The 19,642-nt window shown below is 32.3% G+C and carries 17 protein-coding genes; 9 read left to right on the top strand and 8 right to left on the bottom strand.

Annotated features, from left to right (window positions below):
• Positions 1-47: 47 nt before the first annotated feature.
• The 3 genes from BED47_RS09590 to BED47_RS09600 are packed head-to-tail and all read right to left on the bottom strand — an operon-like array spanning position 48 to position 3,627.
• Positions 48-1,181 carry a Ger(x)C family spore germination protein gene (locus tag BED47_RS09590; protein ID WP_069033517.1) on the bottom strand — a complete coding sequence of 378 codons (1,134 nt, stop codon included), beginning with the start codon at positions 1,179-1,181 and terminating at the stop codon, positions 48-50.
• The gene (locus BED47_RS09595) at positions 1,178-2,248 is read right to left on the bottom strand and encodes a GerAB/ArcD/ProY family transporter (protein ID WP_069033518.1); all 1,071 of its coding nucleotides are present in this window, start codon (positions 2,246-2,248) and stop codon (positions 1,178-1,180) included. Before BED47_RS09595 ends, BED47_RS09590 begins: the two co-directional genes overlap by 4 nt.
• Positions 2,245-3,627, bottom strand: a complete 1,383-nt coding sequence (locus BED47_RS09600; protein WP_069033519.1) for a spore germination protein — start codon at positions 3,625-3,627, stop codon at positions 2,245-2,247. The genes BED47_RS09595 and BED47_RS09600 overlap by 4 nt, the downstream gene beginning before the upstream one ends.
• Positions 3,628-3,946: 319 nt before the next feature.
• On the opposite strand from BED47_RS09600, the gene BED47_RS09605 reads away from it, so the two are divergent.
• From BED47_RS09605 to BED47_RS09615, 3 genes are read left to right on the top strand one after another with little or no spacing between them, the layout of a single operon-like run.
• Positions 3,947-6,265 carry a xanthine dehydrogenase family protein molybdopterin-binding subunit gene (locus BED47_RS09605; protein ID WP_069033520.1) on the top strand — a complete coding sequence of 773 codons (2,319 nt, stop codon included), beginning with the start codon at positions 3,947-3,949 and terminating at the stop codon, positions 6,263-6,265.
• A 1-nt stretch (position 6,266) separates the two neighbouring features.
• The gene (locus BED47_RS09610) at positions 6,267-7,100 is read left to right on the top strand and encodes an FAD binding domain-containing protein (protein WP_069033521.1); all 834 of its coding nucleotides are present in this window, start codon (positions 6,267-6,269) and stop codon (positions 7,098-7,100) included.
• Positions 7,100-7,606: a (2Fe-2S)-binding protein gene (locus BED47_RS09615; RefSeq protein WP_069033522.1), complete on the top strand. Its 507-nt coding sequence runs from the start codon at positions 7,100-7,102 to the stop codon at positions 7,604-7,606. The genes BED47_RS09610 and BED47_RS09615 overlap by 1 nt, the downstream gene beginning before the upstream one ends.
• A 7-nt stretch (positions 7,607-7,613) precedes the next feature.
• Here BED47_RS09615 and BED47_RS23690 read toward each other — a convergent pair whose 3' ends face one another.
• Positions 7,614-7,751: a hypothetical protein gene (locus tag BED47_RS23690; protein WP_175403477.1), complete on the bottom strand. Its 138-nt coding sequence runs from the start codon at positions 7,749-7,751 to the stop codon at positions 7,614-7,616.
• Between the two features lie 13 nt (positions 7,752-7,764).
• Positions 7,765-8,202 carry a hypothetical protein gene (locus BED47_RS09620; RefSeq protein ID WP_069033523.1) on the bottom strand — a complete coding sequence of 146 codons (438 nt, stop codon included), beginning with the start codon at positions 8,200-8,202 and terminating at the stop codon, positions 7,765-7,767.
• A gap of 361 nt (positions 8,203-8,563) precedes the next feature.
• On the opposite strand from BED47_RS09620, the gene BED47_RS09625 reads away from it, so the two are divergent.
• Positions 8,564-9,598 (top strand): AI-2E family transporter, encoded by a 1,035-nt coding sequence (locus BED47_RS09625; RefSeq protein WP_069033524.1) that lies wholly within the window; start codon positions 8,564-8,566, stop codon positions 9,596-9,598.
• A 43-nt stretch (positions 9,599-9,641) separates the two neighbouring features.
• Here the strand turns inward: BED47_RS09625 and BED47_RS09630 are convergent, their stop codons facing one another.
• Complete coding sequence (locus BED47_RS09630) at positions 9,642-10,550, bottom strand: LysR family transcriptional regulator (RefSeq protein WP_069033525.1); 909 nt, start codon at positions 10,548-10,550, stop codon at positions 9,642-9,644.
• 351 nt (positions 10,551-10,901) lie between these two features.
• Here BED47_RS09630 and BED47_RS09635 point away from each other — a divergent pair, with 351 nt between their 5' ends.
• From BED47_RS09635 to BED47_RS09655, 5 genes are all read left to right on the top strand, one after another.
• Positions 10,902-12,344, top strand: a complete 1,443-nt coding sequence (locus tag BED47_RS09635) for a spore germination protein (RefSeq protein WP_069033526.1) — start codon at positions 10,902-10,904, stop codon at positions 12,342-12,344.
• 82 nt (positions 12,345-12,426) lie between these two features.
• A complete protein-coding gene (locus tag BED47_RS09640) occupies positions 12,427-14,427 on the top strand; it encodes an alkyl/aryl-sulfatase (RefSeq protein ID WP_069033527.1) in 2,001 nt (666 codons plus the stop codon).
• Between the two features lie 695 nt (positions 14,428-15,122).
• A complete protein-coding gene (locus tag BED47_RS09645; RefSeq protein ID WP_084006854.1) occupies positions 15,123-16,610 on the top strand; it encodes an amino acid permease in 1,488 nt (495 codons plus the stop codon).
• 203 nt (positions 16,611-16,813) lie between these two features.
• The gene (locus BED47_RS09650) at positions 16,814-17,002 is read left to right on the top strand and encodes a hypothetical protein (RefSeq protein WP_069033528.1); all 189 of its coding nucleotides are present in this window, start codon (positions 16,814-16,816) and stop codon (positions 17,000-17,002) included.
• A gap of 12 nt (positions 17,003-17,014) precedes the next feature.
• The gene (locus tag BED47_RS09655) at positions 17,015-17,269 is read left to right on the top strand and encodes a spore coat protein (RefSeq protein ID WP_069033529.1); all 255 of its coding nucleotides are present in this window, start codon (positions 17,015-17,017) and stop codon (positions 17,267-17,269) included.
• Positions 17,270-17,308: 39 nt separating this feature from the next.
• On the opposite strand, the gene BED47_RS09660 is transcribed toward BED47_RS09655, so the two are convergent.
• Both BED47_RS09660 and BED47_RS09665 read right to left on the bottom strand, forming a co-directional pair.
• The gene (locus tag BED47_RS09660) at positions 17,309-17,890 is read right to left on the bottom strand and encodes a TetR/AcrR family transcriptional regulator (RefSeq protein WP_069033530.1); all 582 of its coding nucleotides are present in this window, start codon (positions 17,888-17,890) and stop codon (positions 17,309-17,311) included.
• Between the two features lie 120 nt (positions 17,891-18,010).
• Positions 18,011-19,636 carry an amidohydrolase gene (locus BED47_RS09665; protein ID WP_069033531.1) on the bottom strand — a complete coding sequence of 542 codons (1,626 nt, stop codon included), beginning with the start codon at positions 19,634-19,636 and terminating at the stop codon, positions 18,011-18,013.
• Between the last annotated feature and the right edge of the window lie 6 nt (positions 19,637-19,642).

Consider the following 19,642-nt stretch of genomic DNA (forward strand, 5'->3'; position numbering starts at 1 on the left):
AGATAGTGAAGCCAGCATAACAACTGACTACACTATCTTTTTTTTAATTATTCTTCAAGTTGAGACTCTGTTCCAATTGCTCCTGTACTTAATATAGTAACGGTCACTTTCGGTTTGATTTCAATAGTAGGATATTCCTTTTGCCAATTTAGTTTTCGCCATTCTTCTGGCTGATGTTCTTTTAAATATCTTCCAATACCAAGCACATCACTATTAGCAACCTGTATTTCTTTGATTACCTCTTTAGCTCTTTTATTTAAATCTTTCTTAATAATGGACCACATTTCTTTTTCTTGTAACATTTTAATTGATGTAATTCCGTCTATTCTAACAAATGCATCAACTTTTAAATTTACTTTTATTTTATCTTTAGAAGTCGTAATAGAGAAATTATTTCTAGGTCTAATGATTTCATAAGATATTGTATTGTATGGTGCTTCATATTTTTTAGGAAGCTTTGTAATAAAATGGCCGGTATTTCCATATTTACCCATCAGCATTAAAAGAACAGGAGATTGTTCAGAAGTTATGAAATGACCAGTATAGCTAGCATTATGCATTAGTCCTGCACCAACAACTTCTACTCGTTTATCTGATACATCTACAACTGGGATTGTGAAATCAATTCCATCTTCAGAACTATAAGTAAAAATATTAAATAACTCCATTTTTTGAGCGATGGAGGTTGACTCGGCATTATCAATTGTATCCCTTAATATAAATGACAATGGTTTTGAACCAACGGTTTTTAATGCCAAAACGTTTTTTGCAGGTTGCTTATTTGTAATAGCGACAGATACATTTATATTTGAAAATGTTCTACGCCGAAAGGTACTTAAAAGATGAATAAATTTAGTTTTCGAGAAATCTTCACCTAATAATATAACCCTCGTTTTTGATGTCGTTATATCTCCGGGTAAAAATGATTGTATTTCCATCCCAGCATGAGATACTGAATTCTGTATAGATTTAACAGATTCATTTTGGAAATCGAAGACGCCAGCTCCTCTTCCGATAATATCAAGTATTAGTGCATTCACCTCAATTTTTTTATCTTGATCGATATCAATACTAATCCCATTTACTAATGTTTTTTCTGTAATGGTTCTTGAATCCCAGCAACCAGTAGCTACTAAAAGAAATAAAAATAAACAAATAATGATTATTGACTTGCGAATCAACTGATTAGCCCCCTAACTTTATTAATTAGGAACAATAGGCATGGAATAATAATAATAAATAATGGGTCTAAATAACTACCGAAATTTACAATTGTTTCTCTTCTGATTAGATGGAAGGAAACTAACGGATAAAAAGCAAATACTACTATAATGATGAAAAGTAATATGCTTTTCCTATTTTTTACAATTAATGAAAGTCGTTTATGTACATCTTCACTAACGATATAAATATAGCTAACTACTGTAGCACAAATGACAATTGTCCATAAGCTTAAAAATATCGTATCTAAACTTTCAATCATTTTCGAGTGATAGGTTTTAAAAATATATAGAATGGGGTCTATGATATAACTATTTTCTTTGTTACTTAATCGAATATAGGAAGTAATAATAATAAAGGTATAAAAAATTGTCGTAAAGAAATTTGCAAATGTTAAAGTAAATAATTTCTTTTTTGTATCTTGAAAGTTTGGCGCTATAAATAAAAAGATTTCAAAACCTAACATTTCAAGAAATGATGAATATGCACCGGAGCCAATCTTTTTTATTGGATATTGGCCAATAGGTAATATTCTGCCAATATGAACATTATCATAAGCAGATAGTAAAAATAAGATAAAGATTAGAAAGATAAAAGTACAAAGTACATATGTTCTAGCAATTGTTAGAATGTCATTTTTCGCAACAATATACGCTGTTAATAAAAATAAAATGAGTATAAGCCAAGACGGGCTTTTAGGAAAAATCCATATCGTGATAATATCTGAAAATCTCATCGATACTACAAGCACAACATACAAAAAATAGACGTAATAACAAATATTTATACATGTTCCAATGAATGGATTCGTTATTATTTTTGTATAGTCAGTAAAACTTTTGTCTGGAAATTTTTTATATAAACTATAATAAAGAAGTATTAAAATTTGAACAATCATGCCACCTACTAGAGTTGAAATCCATCCGTCATGGCCAGCAACTTTATACATATTATTAGGAAAGCTAGTTATAGCAACACCGAATTGCGTAAATATAATTAAATAGAATAGGTGTTTATTATTAATCATGACGATTTCCCCTTTCTATTTTTAAAAAGAACAAACTCAGAGAAACCTGGATTTTCAACATATCGAAAACTAAAGGCTTTAATTTTTGATAGGTGAGCAAAAATCATAAAGACGCCTAAGCTAATTCCGATAAATCCAAAAATTGATGCAAGGATTAAGAGTGGTATCCCCATGATTCGTGCTGCAATCGACATTTCCCTTGATGGAAGTGAAAATGATGCAATGGCAGTGACTGCAATCACAACAACCATAGAATTTGAGATTAAATTCGTTTGTACAATAGCCGTCCCAATAACAATTGCTCCGACAGTACCAATTGTTGATCCGATTGGATTTGGGAGTCTTAAAGGTGCTTCCTTCAAAAGCTCTAAAATAATAATCATTGTTAAAGCTTCGATCAATGGTGGAAGAGGGACATTTTCAATTGATAGTTTTAAAGTATAAAAAATAGAAACAGGTAAAATATTCGAATGATAAGTGGTAACTGCGATATAAATTGAAGGTATTAATACTGCGATCCAAAATGCGAAAATTCTTAAAGAATAAAAAAATACTCCAAAAAGCCATCGGAAATTAAAATCTTCTGTACTCCGAAAATAACCATAAATATCATAGGGAAATAATAAAGCGTTAGGGTCATTATCAATTATAATAGCAGGCTTTCCCGTTATTAAATGACGAATTGTACGATCCGGCCTTTCAGTGTACATCACTTGTGGAAATATAGAAGTCGGATACTCTTCTATACTATTTTGAATATGAACAGCCTCAATCATTTTTTTAGGTTCAACTTGTCCACTTAACTCAAGCTTTTTAATTTTTTGCTCAATTGTTTTAATCATTGATTGAGGAGTGATATCGTTCAAATAAATAATGGAAAGCGATATAGGATATTTTTTACCAACTGTTATATTTTTTATGATTAGCTCCTTTGTACGTAGTCTTTTTCGAATTAAAGTTGAATTAATTTTAAGACTCTCAACAAAACTGTCATGAGGACCTAGTGAAACTGTTTCAGTACTTGATTCTGTGATAGAACGATCGCTATTATTACTAGGTGCAGAATAGGATTTGGCTTTATTTTTATTGTTATCATTAAAAACAATGACATTTCCCGAAAGAATGGCTTGTATACATTCATCAAGAGTATATGCATCATCAGAATCTAATATAGTCGTGATGATTCGACCTGAATGATCTTTTGAAACTAATCGTTCTAATATATGTGTTTGAATAACCTCTGAATCGATCATTGTATCTAGATAACATAAATGAAGAGTTACTTCACCAATTGAATATTTTTTATATTTAAAATCTGAACTTGAATGAAATTCGTTTTGTACTTCCTCAAGCATGGAGGTTTTTTCATTTACTTCCATTTAAACCAACTCCTTAAAAACTCCGCAATGAATATAAGTATTATTCCCTTTTGTAAATTGGATATGTATGGAAATTGATCTTGTAGTTACTAAAGTCTTTAAATATGAATATTTATGATCATTAATAGATTGTAAATTAATTAAACTCTATATTTCATAGTTCTGATTAAGATGTCTGATTATTCAATCTGGGCATTTTTTTAGTATTCAAAACATAAATTTTTAAAGTATCTCATATAAAAGAAAGCTTAAATTAACTATTGCTAAAGTATTAAATACTTTATGAAATGTTTTTTACGGAAGGGGTTGAGAACACATCATGCATATAATTGGTAAAGGAATACCCCGAAAAGAGTCTTTCGAAAAAGTTACTGGCTATGCAAAATATACGGACGATTTTGAAGCAAATGATATGCTTCATGCTCAATTAGTAACAAGTCCATACGCGCATGCGATCATTAAAAATATTGATGCAACTGAAGCTCTAAACGTGCCAGGTGTCAGAAAAATAATATTTGGTGAAAATCTACCTTTAGTTGGAGAAGGAATACTTGATCGTCATCCAATTGCATTTGACCGTGTTCGATTTTTTGGTGAAGTAGTTGCAATCGTTGTAGCAGATACAAAGTATCAAGCAAATCAGGCTGCTAGTTTAGTGAAAGTACAATATGAATTACTGACTGTTGTAAATTCTCCGTCGGAAGCACTTAAACAAAATGCTCCTCTTTTACATCCTAACCTAGGAGAATATGAAAAAACAGAAGGGGTTTACCCAGAGCCAGGAACTAATATAGCTACAAGAATTAAAATTCGAAAAGGCGATTTTAACAAAGGTTGGAGAGAAAGTGAAGTAATGGTTGATGAGAGTTTTGCTTTTAGACCATCAGATCATGCTGCAATGGAGACAAGATGTTCATTTGCGCAAATACATCATGATGGCACTATTGAGATTACTACTTCTTCACAAAGCCCTTTTATGGTAAAGGATTTGATTGGTGATTATTTTGGAATAAAACCTGGAAAAATCATTGTAAACACGCCTTTTGTTGGTGGGGGATATGGTGGAAAAGGGGCAGTCCAGTTAGAAATTTTAGCTTTTATTGCTTCACGAGCTGTAAATGGCAGATTAGTAAAAATATTAAATAGTCGTGAACATGATATGCTTTCCTCGCCAGTGCATATTGGCCTTGAAGCGAATGTAAAACTAGGATGTACAAAAGAGGGAATGCTCAAGGTTGCAGAGATTCAATTTTTATGGGATGGCGGAGCGTATGCTGATAAATCAATTGATTTAACACGGGCGGGAGCAGTTGATTGTACAGGTCCTTACAATATCGAAAATATTTGGTGTGATTCTTTTTGTATGTATACAAATCATCCATACCCAGCACCTTTTAGAGGTTTTAGTCATTCGGAAGTACATTTTGCATTTGAAAGAGCGATGGATATTCTTGCTAGGAAATTAAATATGGATCCTATTGAACTAAGAGAAAAAAACGCAATTAAACCAGGTGATCAAACGCCTACTCAAGTTGTATTAAATTCTAGTACTGTGGGTAATCTTCCTAAATGTATTGAAAAAATGAAAGAATTAATCAATTGGGAGGAAGGTCAGGTTATTGACATAGGAAATCATAAATTGAGAGTAAAAGGAATTAGTTGTTCTTGGAAAACTTCTACTATTACACCAAATGCCAGCTCAGGTGTGATATTGATCTATAACGCTGATGGTAGTATAAATTTAATGTCTGGTGTTGTAGAAATCGGTCAGGGCACGAAAACGATTCTTGCTCAAATGTTAGCAGAAATTCTAAAAATGGACGTAGACGATATTCATGTTCAAATGAAGATTAATACATTAAATACACCTGAGCATTGGAAAACTGTTGCAAGTAGAGGGACATTCATGGCAGGTAGAGCATTGCTAGCAGCTGCCGAAGATTTAATTCGTCAATTAAAAGATATAGCCTCATTTGTATTGCGTGCTCCTGTTGAGGATTTAGAGGTTGGTTATGGTAAAGTATTTTTAAGAAGTGAACCAAATAAAAATATAGCGATAAAAGATATCGCTTATGGATATACATTTCCAAATGGAAACTCGATTGGTGGACAAATAATTGGAAGAGGACACTATATTTTAACTGGCTTAACTTATCTAGATCGAGAAACAGGTGCTGGAAAACCAGGACCAGAATGGACGGTTTGTGCACATGGTGTAGAAGTAGAAGTCGATTTGAAAACATATGAATATAGGATTCTTAAAGCCGTTACAGCAGTTGATATTGGCAAAGTACTAAATATTAAGACGGCAACTGGTCAAGTTAAAGGTGCAATGAGTATGGGATTATCTTTTGCCGGAAGAGAAACCTTTTATTTTGATGCGCATGGGAAGGTACTAAATCCGCAATTACGAACTTATCGACCAATTAGGTTTGGTGAGAATCCTAAATATGAAGTTGCATTTGTTGAAACACCACAAGTGGATGCAGTATTTGGTGCAAGAGGGGTAGGGGAACATGGTTTACTAGGGATGCCAGCTGCTCTTGGAAATAGTCTTTCTACTGCAATCTCGGCTGAAATTAACAATTTACCAATTATCCCAGAACTATTATGGAAAGTAAAAGAAGGTGGGGTATAGTTTGTTATCTTCTAATATAGATTACTATAAACCAACGACCATTAAAGAAGCATTGGAGCTTTTTTATTTTTTAAAAGCTAAAAACCAAAGGCCAATCTATTATGCAGGTGGTACAGAAATCATAACACTAAGTCGACTAAATCTGGTTGAAACAGATGCCCTTATCGATATTAAAGAGCTAAAAGAGTGTCAATTATTTGAGTTTAATGAGAGCTATTTAATATCAGGTGCTGTAATCTCACTTACTGAGATTGAAGAAAAAAACTTATTTCCATTACTTTCTAAAACATCTATGGAAATAGCTGATCGTACGGCAAGAAATAAAATTACTTTAGGTGGAAACTTATGTGGTCAAATTTTTTACCGGGAAGCAATTTTACCATTTCTTCTTTGTGATAGCCAAGTAGTTGTTGCCGGGTACAATGGTGTAGAAGCTTTTCCAATCGAACAAATCTTCAATCAAAACTTACAACTCCAAGACGGTCAAATTCTAATTCAACTATTAACCGAAAAGAAATATATCAATCTACCATTTATGAGCATAAAAAAACGTCAGCAATGGGATACGGGTTATCCACTGCTGTCCATCGCATCTATTAAATCTGATAATCAATTGCGTTTTGCTTTTAGTGGACTATGTCCTTTTCCGTTTCGATCAAAGCAAATGGAAGCCGAGCTAAACAATACGAACTTGAGTGTAGAAGAAAGAATACAAAAAGCAATTCAATTCATTCCCGGTGAAGTACTTGACGATGTTGAAGGTTCAAAAGGGTTCCGACTATTTGTACTAAAAAACACTATAGAAGAGATAATGAACTCAATGGAGGGAAGGTAATGGACCAGTCTCCAAGCAAAAAACTAAGTGTTTCTTTAAGTATTAATGATGAAATTCGACAAGTGGAGATCCTTCCAGTTGATTCTCTCCTTTATGTGCTACGAACTAAGCTTGGTCTCACAGGTGCAAAGCCAGGCTGTTTAAATGGAGATTGCGGAGCCTGCTCAGTCGTTATGAATGGTACTGTTTATAAATCATGTATAATGCTTGCCATAGAGGCAGTTGGACAAAAAATAACAACAATTGAAGGGTTAAAAGATTCACCTATACAAAAAGCATTTGTTGAAAACTTTGCGTTTCAATGTGGTTATTGTACTCCTGGATTTATTATGAATTGTCATTCTCTTTTATTAAAGCATCCACATCCAACATATGAAACGATGAAAGAATGGTTATCCTCCAATATATGTAGATGCACATGCTATGAAGAAATTGAAGAAGCTGTTTTATCAGTTATAGAGAATAGAGAAAAACCAATGAGTAATGAGTTAGAAAAAGACGAATAGTGATCTTTTAACTCACCGGTGTTGACGATGTTGAGTCACTAGCTTTCCTTTGTGTAAAGAAGAAAATAAACGAAATGACTGAAATTGCCATAAGAAAAACTTGGGTATCAGTAGGTCTTACTGTAGGGATATCTGTTAAAGACATAATCACCATTCCTTTATTTACTAAATATTCGCGGATCAATATCAAAATGTTTCGAAACAATTTTTTTACAAAAGTAATACGTTTTTTTTAGAAAAGGAAGTGTCGGTACGCTAACGGGTGCACCGAAAATTGGACCACTGACATTGAGTGAGAATCTACCTGGTCCTATAACAGAGCTTACAACTCGAACTTCATCAATTAATAATAAAATTGCAATGATTATATCGACTACATCAATGAGAGCATTTGTAAATTGATCTCCATATTTACTTTCTACACGTTCTCTACCTAATAAGGGTCCACTTAGAGAAAGACTAAATTCTCCAGACGTTACAAATACACCTATTATCGTAATTTGACCAGTTAATAATAGTGCAGCAGCAGCGAGATTTAAATCTCTTTGAAGAGTAGCAATTATACGGAGATCTTCTTTTATCTTAGAGTCATTCATTGCATCACACCCTCATGCCTATAGTATTCAATAAGTGCCCAAGTGTGAATAGAAAAGGAAGGGTAAAAGAAGAAAGGAAAAAAAATTTAGACATGGAATGTTCAATATACTGATGCTGCTACACTTTATTCGTAGCAGCATCTTTATTTTTAGGTTTAGAATTGATAAAATGTATATTGGTACTATTCAATATTAAGAATTTATTTAATGAAAATCATAAATGAAGATTTTACTAAATAAAAATTAAAAGAGAAGCAATGTTTATGAACCACTTCCTTTTGGGATGTGGTTATGTTTGTATAAGTATAAGATAAATTCATACTACTTAGGTAAATAGGATAAAAAGCAAGGAGGTTGTAGAATGGATGTGAAAAAGTTTTTTCAAAGTAGCACATTTAGACGATTAGCGATCTTTTTTTGTATCGCTCTAGTGTTGTTTTTAATTCGAAAAATAATAAATTTAGTATTACTCATTTTCATTTTTACTTATTTAATGGATCGGATACATAAATTTATTATCAATCGATTGAGTAAGATTTTGCCAGTTAATCGTATAGTAGTCGTTTCCTCTATGTATATAGTTATAGTGGCGGCTTTAGTTTTTGGAATCTATAATTATTTACCTGTTATTACAACTCAGGTTGTTCAACTAATAGTTCAAATAAAGACATTTTATATGAATCCACCAGATGAGCGAATCATAAACTATATCGTTACAGCGATTAAAAAGGTTGAAATATCGGGCTATACAGAACAAGGATTAGATTTTTTATATAAGTATGCATCTAATATCGGTCAATGGGGTATTGAAGTATTAATTGCTCTAGTTCTGAGTTTCTTTTTTCTACTTGAAAAACCTCGAATTATTGCTTTTACCCGAAAATTTAAAAATAGTAAAATATCACTTTTTTATAATGAATTGGCCTATTTTGGTGAAAGATTTTCGCGTTCTTTTGGTAAAGTGATTGAAGCGCAGTTTATCATTGCGCTTGTGAATTGTATTCTATCGGTAATAGCTTTAAATTTTATGGGATTTCCACAGTTAATTGGCTTAGGCTTTTTGATTTTCTTACTTGGATTAATCCCTGTAGCAGGTATGTTTATTTCATTAATTCCTCTTTGTACGATTGCTTATACAATTGGTGGAATGGCTCATATTATGTATGTGATTATCATGATTTTAATCTTACATGCGCTAGAAAGTTATTTCTTAAATCCAAAGCTTATATCGGCTAAAACAAATTTACCTGTTTTTTATACATTTCTGATTCTCGTTTTTTCAGAACGCTTTTTTGGCGTATGGGGTCTGATCATCGGTATTCCAGTATTTATCTTTTTACTAGATGTACTTGATGTAACTGATCATGACAAGAAAGAGATTGAAACGACAGAATAAAAAAAGATGATATCGCATTTAAGCGATATCATCTTTTTAATTTTTAACCAACATATGAGGTCATCTCTGATTTAATAAATTTGATGAACTGTTTTTCAAGTTGAGAGAAAGATTTGTTTTTTGAACGGATAAGTCCAAGTGATACGTCTAATTGATCGTAATTTATTAAATCAATTTCGACAATTTCACCTTCCAATACATATGGGTTATTTCTTAAAACAAAATCAGGAGCAAAACTAATTGCTGCTCCACTTAAAACCGCTCTCGCAATTGCATCAGAGTGATTTGATGAAAATAATATATTCATATCTCCGTATTTCTGTTGAAGTTTACTCGTAAACCATTTCATACAATCTCCGTTGTATAAGATAAACTTTTCAAAAAGTAATTCTTCAGGTGTAATTTTTTTTGAAACTGCAAATGGTGAGTTTTTGCTTACAAATACCTTCATTTTCCCTTTTAGTATAATTTCCGAAATTAACTGATCCGAATGATTAAATAGCTCACCGTATAGACAAACAACTCCAATATCATGTTCGTTCTTAAAAACAGATTCAATCGTTCGGATCGTACTATTTTCAACTACTTCGATCGTCATATTTTCATTTTTTTTCCTAAACTTTATTAAAGGTGCTAAAAAATGATTAATAAATGCTGGAATTGTTGAAACACTAAAATCACTTATATTTTGTTCTTTGCTTCTTCGTGCTTCTTCTTTTAATTCTTCATATTTTAAAAGGATTTCCCTCGTTTTATTGATAATATTCATACCTTCTTTTGTTAAAATGACACCAAAGCGAGATCGATTAAAAATTTTTATTCCCAGCTCTTCCTCAACTTTTGTAATCGCCTGACTGACTCCGGAGTGACTTACATGAAGATTTTCCGCAGCAGATGAAATGGACCCAGTTTTAGCGACTTCCACGAGAAACTCTAATTTTTGTAAATGCATTTTTTACACCACCTATTGATCACATGTCAAATTAATTAATTTTATGTAAATTTAACATATTTTTTCTGCTTTTATATATTAAAGTTTTTGATATTAATATAAGAAAATGTGATAGTGCTATACATCATGCTGATAGCACTATAAAAAGTTACTAAATCAATTTGTATTTATAGAATGAGTGTTTAGAATTCTGAGAAGTTAAAAAGAGGAGAATTTGGATAAATTATATCCAATCATTTAACGTGGGGAGTTTAATAGTCTTTTTGTTTTTATTTAAAGTATTAAATATGAGTAACATAATTTGGAATTAATTGGCTAATCTAAACAAAAATATGGTTAAGGAGCTTTTGAGTGAATAACTTAGAACAATCTACTCTAAATGTGAGTTTAGATAAGAATATTAACTATTTAAAAGAACAATTTAATCAGTCTACTGATTTAAAAATTAGGCAATTAACTATTAATGATGAAGTCATCCGGGATGCGGCCGTTTTATATTTAGATGGAATAACGAATATAGAAGCCGTTCAAGATAATATTCTTGCTCCTTTGTTAAGGGTTATTAAATTCGATAGTATGGATGTCATAATCACACGTCATCTTTTGGCCGCGGATGTCATGAAGGTGACATTGAATGAAGAAGTTTTGGCCGGACTATCAAAAGGAAAAACGCTCATATTAATTGATGGTTATAACGAAGGAATATTAGCAGATACTGCAGAATGGCAAATGCGTTCAGTAACTGAGCCTGATACGCAAAGATCGGTGAAGGGTTCTTTAGTTGGATTTAATGAACAGCTAAAGGTAAATGTTAATATTATCCGTAATAGGATACAGTCTCATAAATTATCAATCGAAAATCTACAAGTAGGAAATGAAACGAAAACAGACGTTTCAATTCTATATATGGATGGATTTGTAGATCAAAAAGTTCTTGAAGAAACACGAAAAAGAATAACAGAGCTAGATGTTATTTATCTATTAGAAGCTAGAGTTATTGAAGACGCACTGGAAGGTAAAAAAACATTTTTTCCAACTGTTTTTACATGCGAACGACCAGATGTAACTGTTTCAGCGCTATATGAAGGGCGTGTTGCAATTTTAGTAAACGGAATTCCTTATAGCATAATCGTTCCATCGCTCTTTCTTCATTACTTCCATCAACCTGATGAATATAATACAAAATCAGGTCGTTACGGTAACAGATTTATGCGTTTATTTAGTTGGTTATTTTCTATCATTTTATTAGGTGCTTATGTAACAATTGTCCGCTTTCACCAAGATTGGGTACCGGATCATTTTGCTAAAATCTTTTTTAAGAAATCAGATACACTTTTCCCTGTAATCGTAGAGATTTTATTTGTCATGTTAATTTTTCAATTACTAACGGAAGCTTCGTTACGAATACCTAAGTCGACTGTCATTATTGTTTCACTTATAGGGGCAATCGTAGTTGGCCAAACGGCAGTGGCCGCAAAACTTATCCATTCTATTACCTTGATTGTAGTGGGTCTTAATTTTTTATCTAGCATCTCGATAGCCGCAGGTGGATTATACGGATCAGTTTTAACATTACGATTTGTCTTTTTATTTTTAGGATACTTTTTCGGATTAAAAGGACTACTCATTGGATTTATCATTATGATTGCTTATATGGCATCAATTAGATCTTTAGGTGTTCCTTATTTAGCACCGTTTATACCGTTTCATCCAAAAGAAATGAAAGATGCATTATTCAGAGGAGATTTAAGGAAGGTTATTAATAGTAAACATACATTTCCTCATAAAAAATAAATTGGAACAAAGAGTAACGTCATCATATGTTGCTTTTTGTTCCAATTCTGTCTTTTGATGTCTAAATAATAGGAGTAATATCATGTTTGAAAAAATAAGTTCAAAAAGATTAACTATTTTTCTACTATTAGTCATTTTATTGTTTAGTAATTTTAATGTTAGCAATGTATTTTCACAAACGTTGCCTCCTACAATGGATACAATTAAATCAAATGAAAAAATTTATAATGAATTAAATTTCAATGATAAGCAAGATTTTATTGACGCACATAAAGGATTCATCGCACCATTAATGCAAAATCAAATAAAAAATACCAAAGGTGCTGTCATTTGGGATCAAAATCAATATTCAATTATTAATAATGGACCCGCGCCTTTAACGGTAAATCCGTCCTTATGGAGACAAGCTCAATTACTAGATACTCCGGGACTTTATAAGGTAGTTGGTGGGGTATATCAAATTCGTGGACAAGATATATCTGTGATGACAATTGTAGAAGGTAAAGAAGGTTTAATCGTATTAGATACATTATCAACGATTGAAACGGCTAAAGCAGCAATGGAATTATATTATGCGCATCGCCCTAAAAAACCAGTTAGCGCAGTAGTTTTTAGTCACAGTCATGCCGATCATTTTGGAGGGATAAAAGGAGTTTTGCAATATGCAGCAAATCCTGAAAAAGTACCAATTATTGCTCCATTAAACTTTTCGAAGGAAGTAGTAAGTGAGAATATCCTTTTAGGTAATATCATGTCACGAAGAGCGGGATATATGTTCGGAATGCTTCTACCCGTAAATAAAAAAGGATACGTAACAAATGGGATTGGTCCAAGACTTAGTAAAGGTACAATTAGCTTTCTGCCACCGACAATTGAAATAAAAGATAAAGTACAAACGATGAAAATTGATGGCGTTCAGTTCAAGTTTTTATTAACGTTAAATACTGAAGCACCTTCAGAAATGCATTATTACATAAATGATTACAAAACTTTAGTAGTAGCTGAAAATACAGGGCATACAATGCATAATTTCTATACTTTAAGAGGAGCAAAAACACGAGATGCTTCGGAGTGGGTAAAAGCATTGGATGATACAATCAAATTATTTGGTATAGAAGAAATCGAAGCATTAATAACAGCACATAGCTGGCCGTTATGGGGGAAAAATCGTGTAATAGACCATCTGTCAAAGCAACGGGATTTATATAAATACATTCATGATCAAACAGTTCGTCTAGCAAACCAAGGATATACTGCAGATGAAATAGCTGAACAAATAAAACTACCTGGTAGCCTTGATAAGTATTGGGCGAATCGAGGATATTATGGTAATTTAAAGCAAAATGCCAAAGCAGTTTACAATTATTATTTAGGCTATTTTAATGGAAACCCATCTGATTTAGATCCACTTCCACCAGTAGAGAGTGGAACTAAATATGTTCAATATATGGGTGGAGAAAAGAAAATATTGAAGCTCGCAAAAGCGGATTTTGAAAAAGGGGAATATCAGTGGGTAGCGCAAGTTTTGAAAAACGTTGTGATGGCAAACCCTAATAATAAAAAAGCAAAGAACTTACTAGCAAAATCTTACGAGCAATTAGGGTATCAGTCCGAATCTGCAGCCTGGAGAAATTATTATTTAACAGGGGCAGAAGAACTGAGAAAAGGGATTGTAAAGTTATATGGTTCACAAACTATTAGTACCATAGATCCTCAGATAATCTTAAGTATGGAAGTAAATGATTTTTTTGATTATATTTCAATTACACTTAATGGACCAAAAGCAAGTCATAAAAATTTTACATTTAATGTAAATATTACTGATTTGAATAAAAATTACACAATTGATATTAAGAACGCTGTTTTTAATTATAGTAAAGGTTTAACAGCTCCAAATTCAAATTCTGATGAATCACTATCTGTAGACAAAGTAACTTTTTATTTAATTATGCTTGGGAAACTTGATGTAAATCAGGCAATTGAAAGTGGAAAGTTAAACATTAAAGGGAATAAGCAGAAATTAATAGAGATGTTAAATTTATTTGATCATTTCAATCAAGAGATCAATATCGTTACCCCATAAGAGAAATTAAAAATTGTTCTAAAGCATTCTTCGGGAAATAGGAAGAATGTTTTTTTGAATTTTTCCGTTCTAAAAATTCAGAAAACTATCAACTTATTTTATTCATTTTTTTTGTATAGAGTCCATGATGTTAAAGATAAAAATTCATGACATTTCACCTGCGAAAAAATGACGATTTTCCTATAGACAGATAATTAATTTTGAACTTCTAAAGAGTCTAAAGCTTTATAAAATAAGGATACAAGTTTACAAAGCGCTTTCATTATATAATTTTTACCAATCGAATAATTTATTGTTGAAGTATGTCGAATTTGGATTTAATATATATTTATTGTTTCAAATAAATATACGTTTTTTGAAAATTTAACTATACTTAAATAACTCTAAATTATCTAAACAATGAAAAAACTCCTTCTATTTTTCGTCAAATTATGATAATTTTAATTAAGTACATTTCGATGATGAAAGCAAAAAAAATGAAAACGCTATCAGCATTGAGAGTGTTAGTTTTGTTCCTTTGTTAAATTGAGAAGGGAGGATTTTCATCTTTACATCGCTCAGTTTCCAGGCTTAGTATTAGAATGTGTTTTGCAAAATCTTGACGAATGACGAGTTGTCAAAGATCAACTGGTATGCGAGCTTTTAAAGATTTAAATTCTAGGAGAAATTTTAATTTAAAATAAAGAGGTGTATTCATGCAAAATACAAACCGTAAAAGTGACTTCACTGTTCAAAGTAACGCGCCTAAAAAAGAACACTTAGAAAGAAAATTAAAAACAAGACATTTAACAATGATCGCGATGGGTGGTACGATTGGTACTGGTCTATTTTTAGCGAGTGGAGCAACTATTCATGATGCAGGACCAGGTGGAGCTCTTGTTGCTTATTTAATTGCTGGTATCATGGTTTATTTCCTTATGACTAGCTTGGCTGAAATGGCAACTCTTATTCCAATTTCGGGTTCTTTTAGCACATATACATCAAGATTTGTCGATCCAGCTCTTGGTTTCGCTGTTGGTTGGAATTATTGGTACAACAATGCAATCATCCTTGCTTTAGAATTATCAGCTTCGGCTTTAATTATGAAATATTGGTTCCCACATACTCCAGGAATCGTATGGAGTTCTATATTCCTTGTTTTAATTTTTGGATTAAATGTATTATCTGTAAAAGGATATGGAGAATCAGAGTTTTGGTTTTCAATTATTAAAGTAGCGACAATCATTATTTTTATTGTAATTGGATTATTAATGATTTTCGGTATTATGAGTGGTCATACAGGTGGATTTGATAATTTCACAAAAGGAGAAGCACCATTTAAAGGTGGTTTCTTATCAATCTTTAGTGTATTTATGATTGTAGGTTTTGCTTTCCAAGGAACCGAAATGGTTGGGGTAACTGCAGGGGAAAGTGAAAATCCTGAAAAGAATATTCCAAAAGCAATCAAACAAATCTTTTGGCGTATTTTATTATTCTATGTATTAGCGATTTTCGTTATCGGCTGTTTAATCAGCTACACAGATCCTAACTTATTAGGTGGAGACGTTGATAGTATTGCGATTAGTCCATTTACTTTAGTATTTAAACATGCAGGACTTGCTTTTGCAGCTGCTGCAATGAATACAGTTATATTAACTTCAGTTTTATCAGCGGGTAATTCAAGCTTATACGTTGGTTCTCGTGTACTATGGGTATTAGCTGAAGAAGGAAAAGCACCAAAGTTCTTAAGAAAAGTAAACAAAGGTGGAGTTCCAGTAAGTGCATTAATTGCAACAACTCTAATTGGTGCGCTTTGCTTCTTAACTTCATTATTTGGAGATGGTACAGTATACAATTGGTTATTAAATGCAGCGGGCTTAGCTGGTTATATTTCTTGGTTAGGCATTTCAATTACGCATTATCGCTTCCGTAAAGCGTATATCGCTCAAGGAAGAAAATTAAAAGATCTACCTTATTTAGCAAAATGGTTCCCACTTGGTCCAGTTTTAGCAACAGTTTTATGTTTAGTTGCAATGCTTGGAACGAATTATCAAGCGTTTTTCCAAGAAAAAATTGACTGGTATGGTATTGCAGTTTCTTATATTGGACTACCACTATTTATTCTTGGATACCTAGGCTATAAAGTAGTGATGAAAACGAAGAAGGTTAAATTAGAAGAAGCTGATTTCAGCAGAGAGTTATAATTAAATTTGACAAAAGCTCAATCTATTATTCGTATAGATTGAGCTTTTTTGCGTATTTTTTTACAGTATTTTGGAAAATTAATAATGTCAATGTGTGGACTGTTCGAAAAACCTTATCGATTAAGAAAGTCAGATAAGGACAGAAACGCAGGCAGACGAAAAAGTGAAGAATGTAATTTTATGTTCGAAAGGAGAAATCAAGTATGAGTAATGGATTAACAGAACTTGAATTAGAAAATCTTCGTCATATTATCGGAGGGCATAGTACTATCGCAAATAAATTAGAGGCTTATGCTCAAAATTGTTCTGATCCTGAATTAAAAGCATTACTACAAAGAGATGCTCAATCAGCACAACAATCAAGACAACAACTTTTAAATTTTTTAGGATAAGGAGACAAGATTATGTTTCAAGATAAAGATATGGTAAATGATTATTTAGCAGGCCTAAACGCTAGTTTAGCGGCTTACGCTGGATATATTAATGAATCTAATAATAATGAATTAAGACAAACTTTAATTCAATTACGTAATCAAGATGAAGCGCGTCAACGCACATTGTACAATTATGCATTACAAAAAGGATTTTACAAACCAGCTGCACCTGCAGATGACAATTTAGTTCAGCAATTTAAATCAGAATTAACAGCTAATCAGTAATATGAAAAAAAGCATTCGTTTGATCGAATGCTTTTTTTGCTATTCATTTTGAAATCCGTACCAAAAGTTTCGCCAAATGTTTGATATTCTTGGCTTCATCTTTTCTGCTCCATAATAGGATAATTCAATAAAGATGCCATCGATTAAACAGTAATAAGACATAACAAAATCTTCAACATTCCCTGTACGAATTTCGCCGTTTTTAATACCCTTATCAATCACTGATCTTAAAATAGTTGACATTGCTTCTTCAGATTCCATAAACTGTGTATGTAATTGCTCCTTTAATGGTTCTGGAGAAAAAAAGACAGCGCGATTAACAAAAGTAGATTGCTCCTCGAACTCAATATAATATTCAAATGTTAAATTTAGAATTTTGTAAAGTTGTTCCTTCGCAGATAGTTCGCTTATTTCTTCCATCAACTCTTCTACTTTTTTCACATGTAGCCATAATATATTCTCATAAATCGTAAGAAAGATTTCCTCCTTACTTTTAAAATGGTTATATATTGATGGTTTCTGAATTCCAACTGCTTTTGCAATTTCAGTTAAACTTGTGCCTTCATAGCCATTTTTAGAAAATAAGGCAAGTGCTGCTGCAATAATCTTATCCTTTGTCATCTTCATCCTCCGAAACTAACTGTTGTTAGCTAGATTATAAACTGTAATCTTCTCTAAGTCTAAAAAATATTTTTCAACTATTAAAAAAGCTCTGTTTTTATGAAACAGAGCTAATTTTTATTATTTTATTGTAGAGAGAGTTTTATCTTTTAAATAGACAATTTTTCCGTCACTAATTGTCATTTGAACTGAAGCTTCAAGAATTTCTTCTTTTTGCATCTGAAACAGATTTCGATCTAGTACAACAAGATCAGCAAGTTTTCCTTCTTGAATTGTGCCTAATTCATGCTCTCTTGATGTACCAAAAGCAGAACCGTAAGTATAAGCTTTTAATGCATCTGATAGGGAGATACATTCTTCAGGATTCCAAACTGCCTTGCCACTACTATCGATTCGAGTAATAGCTCGATAGATTTGCAGTAAAGGATTAAACGAATCAATTGGGAAATCAGTTCCAAAAGAAAGTTGGGCTCCGGTCTTTTTAATTGAATTAATTGCAAATACATATTTTTCACGTTTAGGACCTATTCGTTCAGTATATGTCTCTCTTTCTGATAGGGCAAAGTGATCTGGTTGCATCGAAGCAATTACACCTAATGAAGCAAATCTAGAAATATCATCTGGATGAATGACTTCAATATGTTCAATCGAATGACGTGAGTCTCTTTTTCCGTTTATATTTTGTGCATTTTCATATGAATCAAGCGCCAACCGGATTGCAGCATCGCCAATAGCATGAAATCGAATATTAAATCCATGATCATCTGCATCAACAACCCAATTTTTTAAATCTTCAATTGAATGTGCAGGTAAGCCAAAAGTTTCAGGAGAATCCGAATATGGCTCTAACATAAAAGCTGTGCGGCTAGTCACTACACCATCTATAAATTGTTTTAAGCCGGAAACTCTTAATTTATCAGATTGATATCTTTCCCTTAATTGTAAGGCTTCTTTAATATCTCCGTTTAAAACAGGATAGAGATGCATTCTTAAAGGAAGTGCATCTTTTATTTCAAATTCTTTAAAGATTTCAAAGTCATCTAATTGACTCAACGTCTCAGTGCCATATAAATTATTTACTGAAGTTACACCATTACGGCTAGCTTCTTTTAGAAAACTCCTAAATAATTCTCTTTTTTTATCTTTTGTAAAATCATAGGCATATTTTGTAATAAGTGAAGAAGCTTCTTCAATCAGAATTCCTGTAGGCTCTCCATTTGAAGACCTTTCAATGACTCCATTTGACGGATTTTTAGTCTGTTTATTTATATTAGCGATATTTAAAGCTTTAGAGTTCACCCAAGTATAGTGACCCTCAGCATGGAATAAAACAACAGGACGATTTGGAAATACCTCATCTAAAGAAAAACGAGTCGGGAATTTTTTGTTATCCCAATAGCTGGAATCCCACATAAAACCAATAATCCACTCATTTTCAGGAATAGATTTAGAAAATTCTTTAACGATCTTAACAGCTTCTAATTCTGAGCGAGCATTAAAAAGATTGACACTTTCTAATGAGAGACTGCCCATCATTGCATGAACGTGAGAGTCGTGGAAACCGGGCATAATCAAATGATTCCCAAAATGTTGGACAATTGTATGTTCGCCAATAAGCGTATTCATCTCTTCAATAGGTGCTACTGAAATAATTCGGTTTTCTAATATAGCGACTGCTAATGGTCTTGGTTTATCCTCAAGCCCAGTAAAAACAGCCTCGCTAGATAGGACAATATCAGCTTTCATATTAAT

The sequence above is a fragment of the Gottfriedia luciferensis genome, assembly GCF_001712755.1.
Taxonomy (GTDB): Bacteria; Bacillota; Bacilli; order Bacillales; family Bacillaceae_G; genus Gottfriedia; species Gottfriedia luciferensis_B.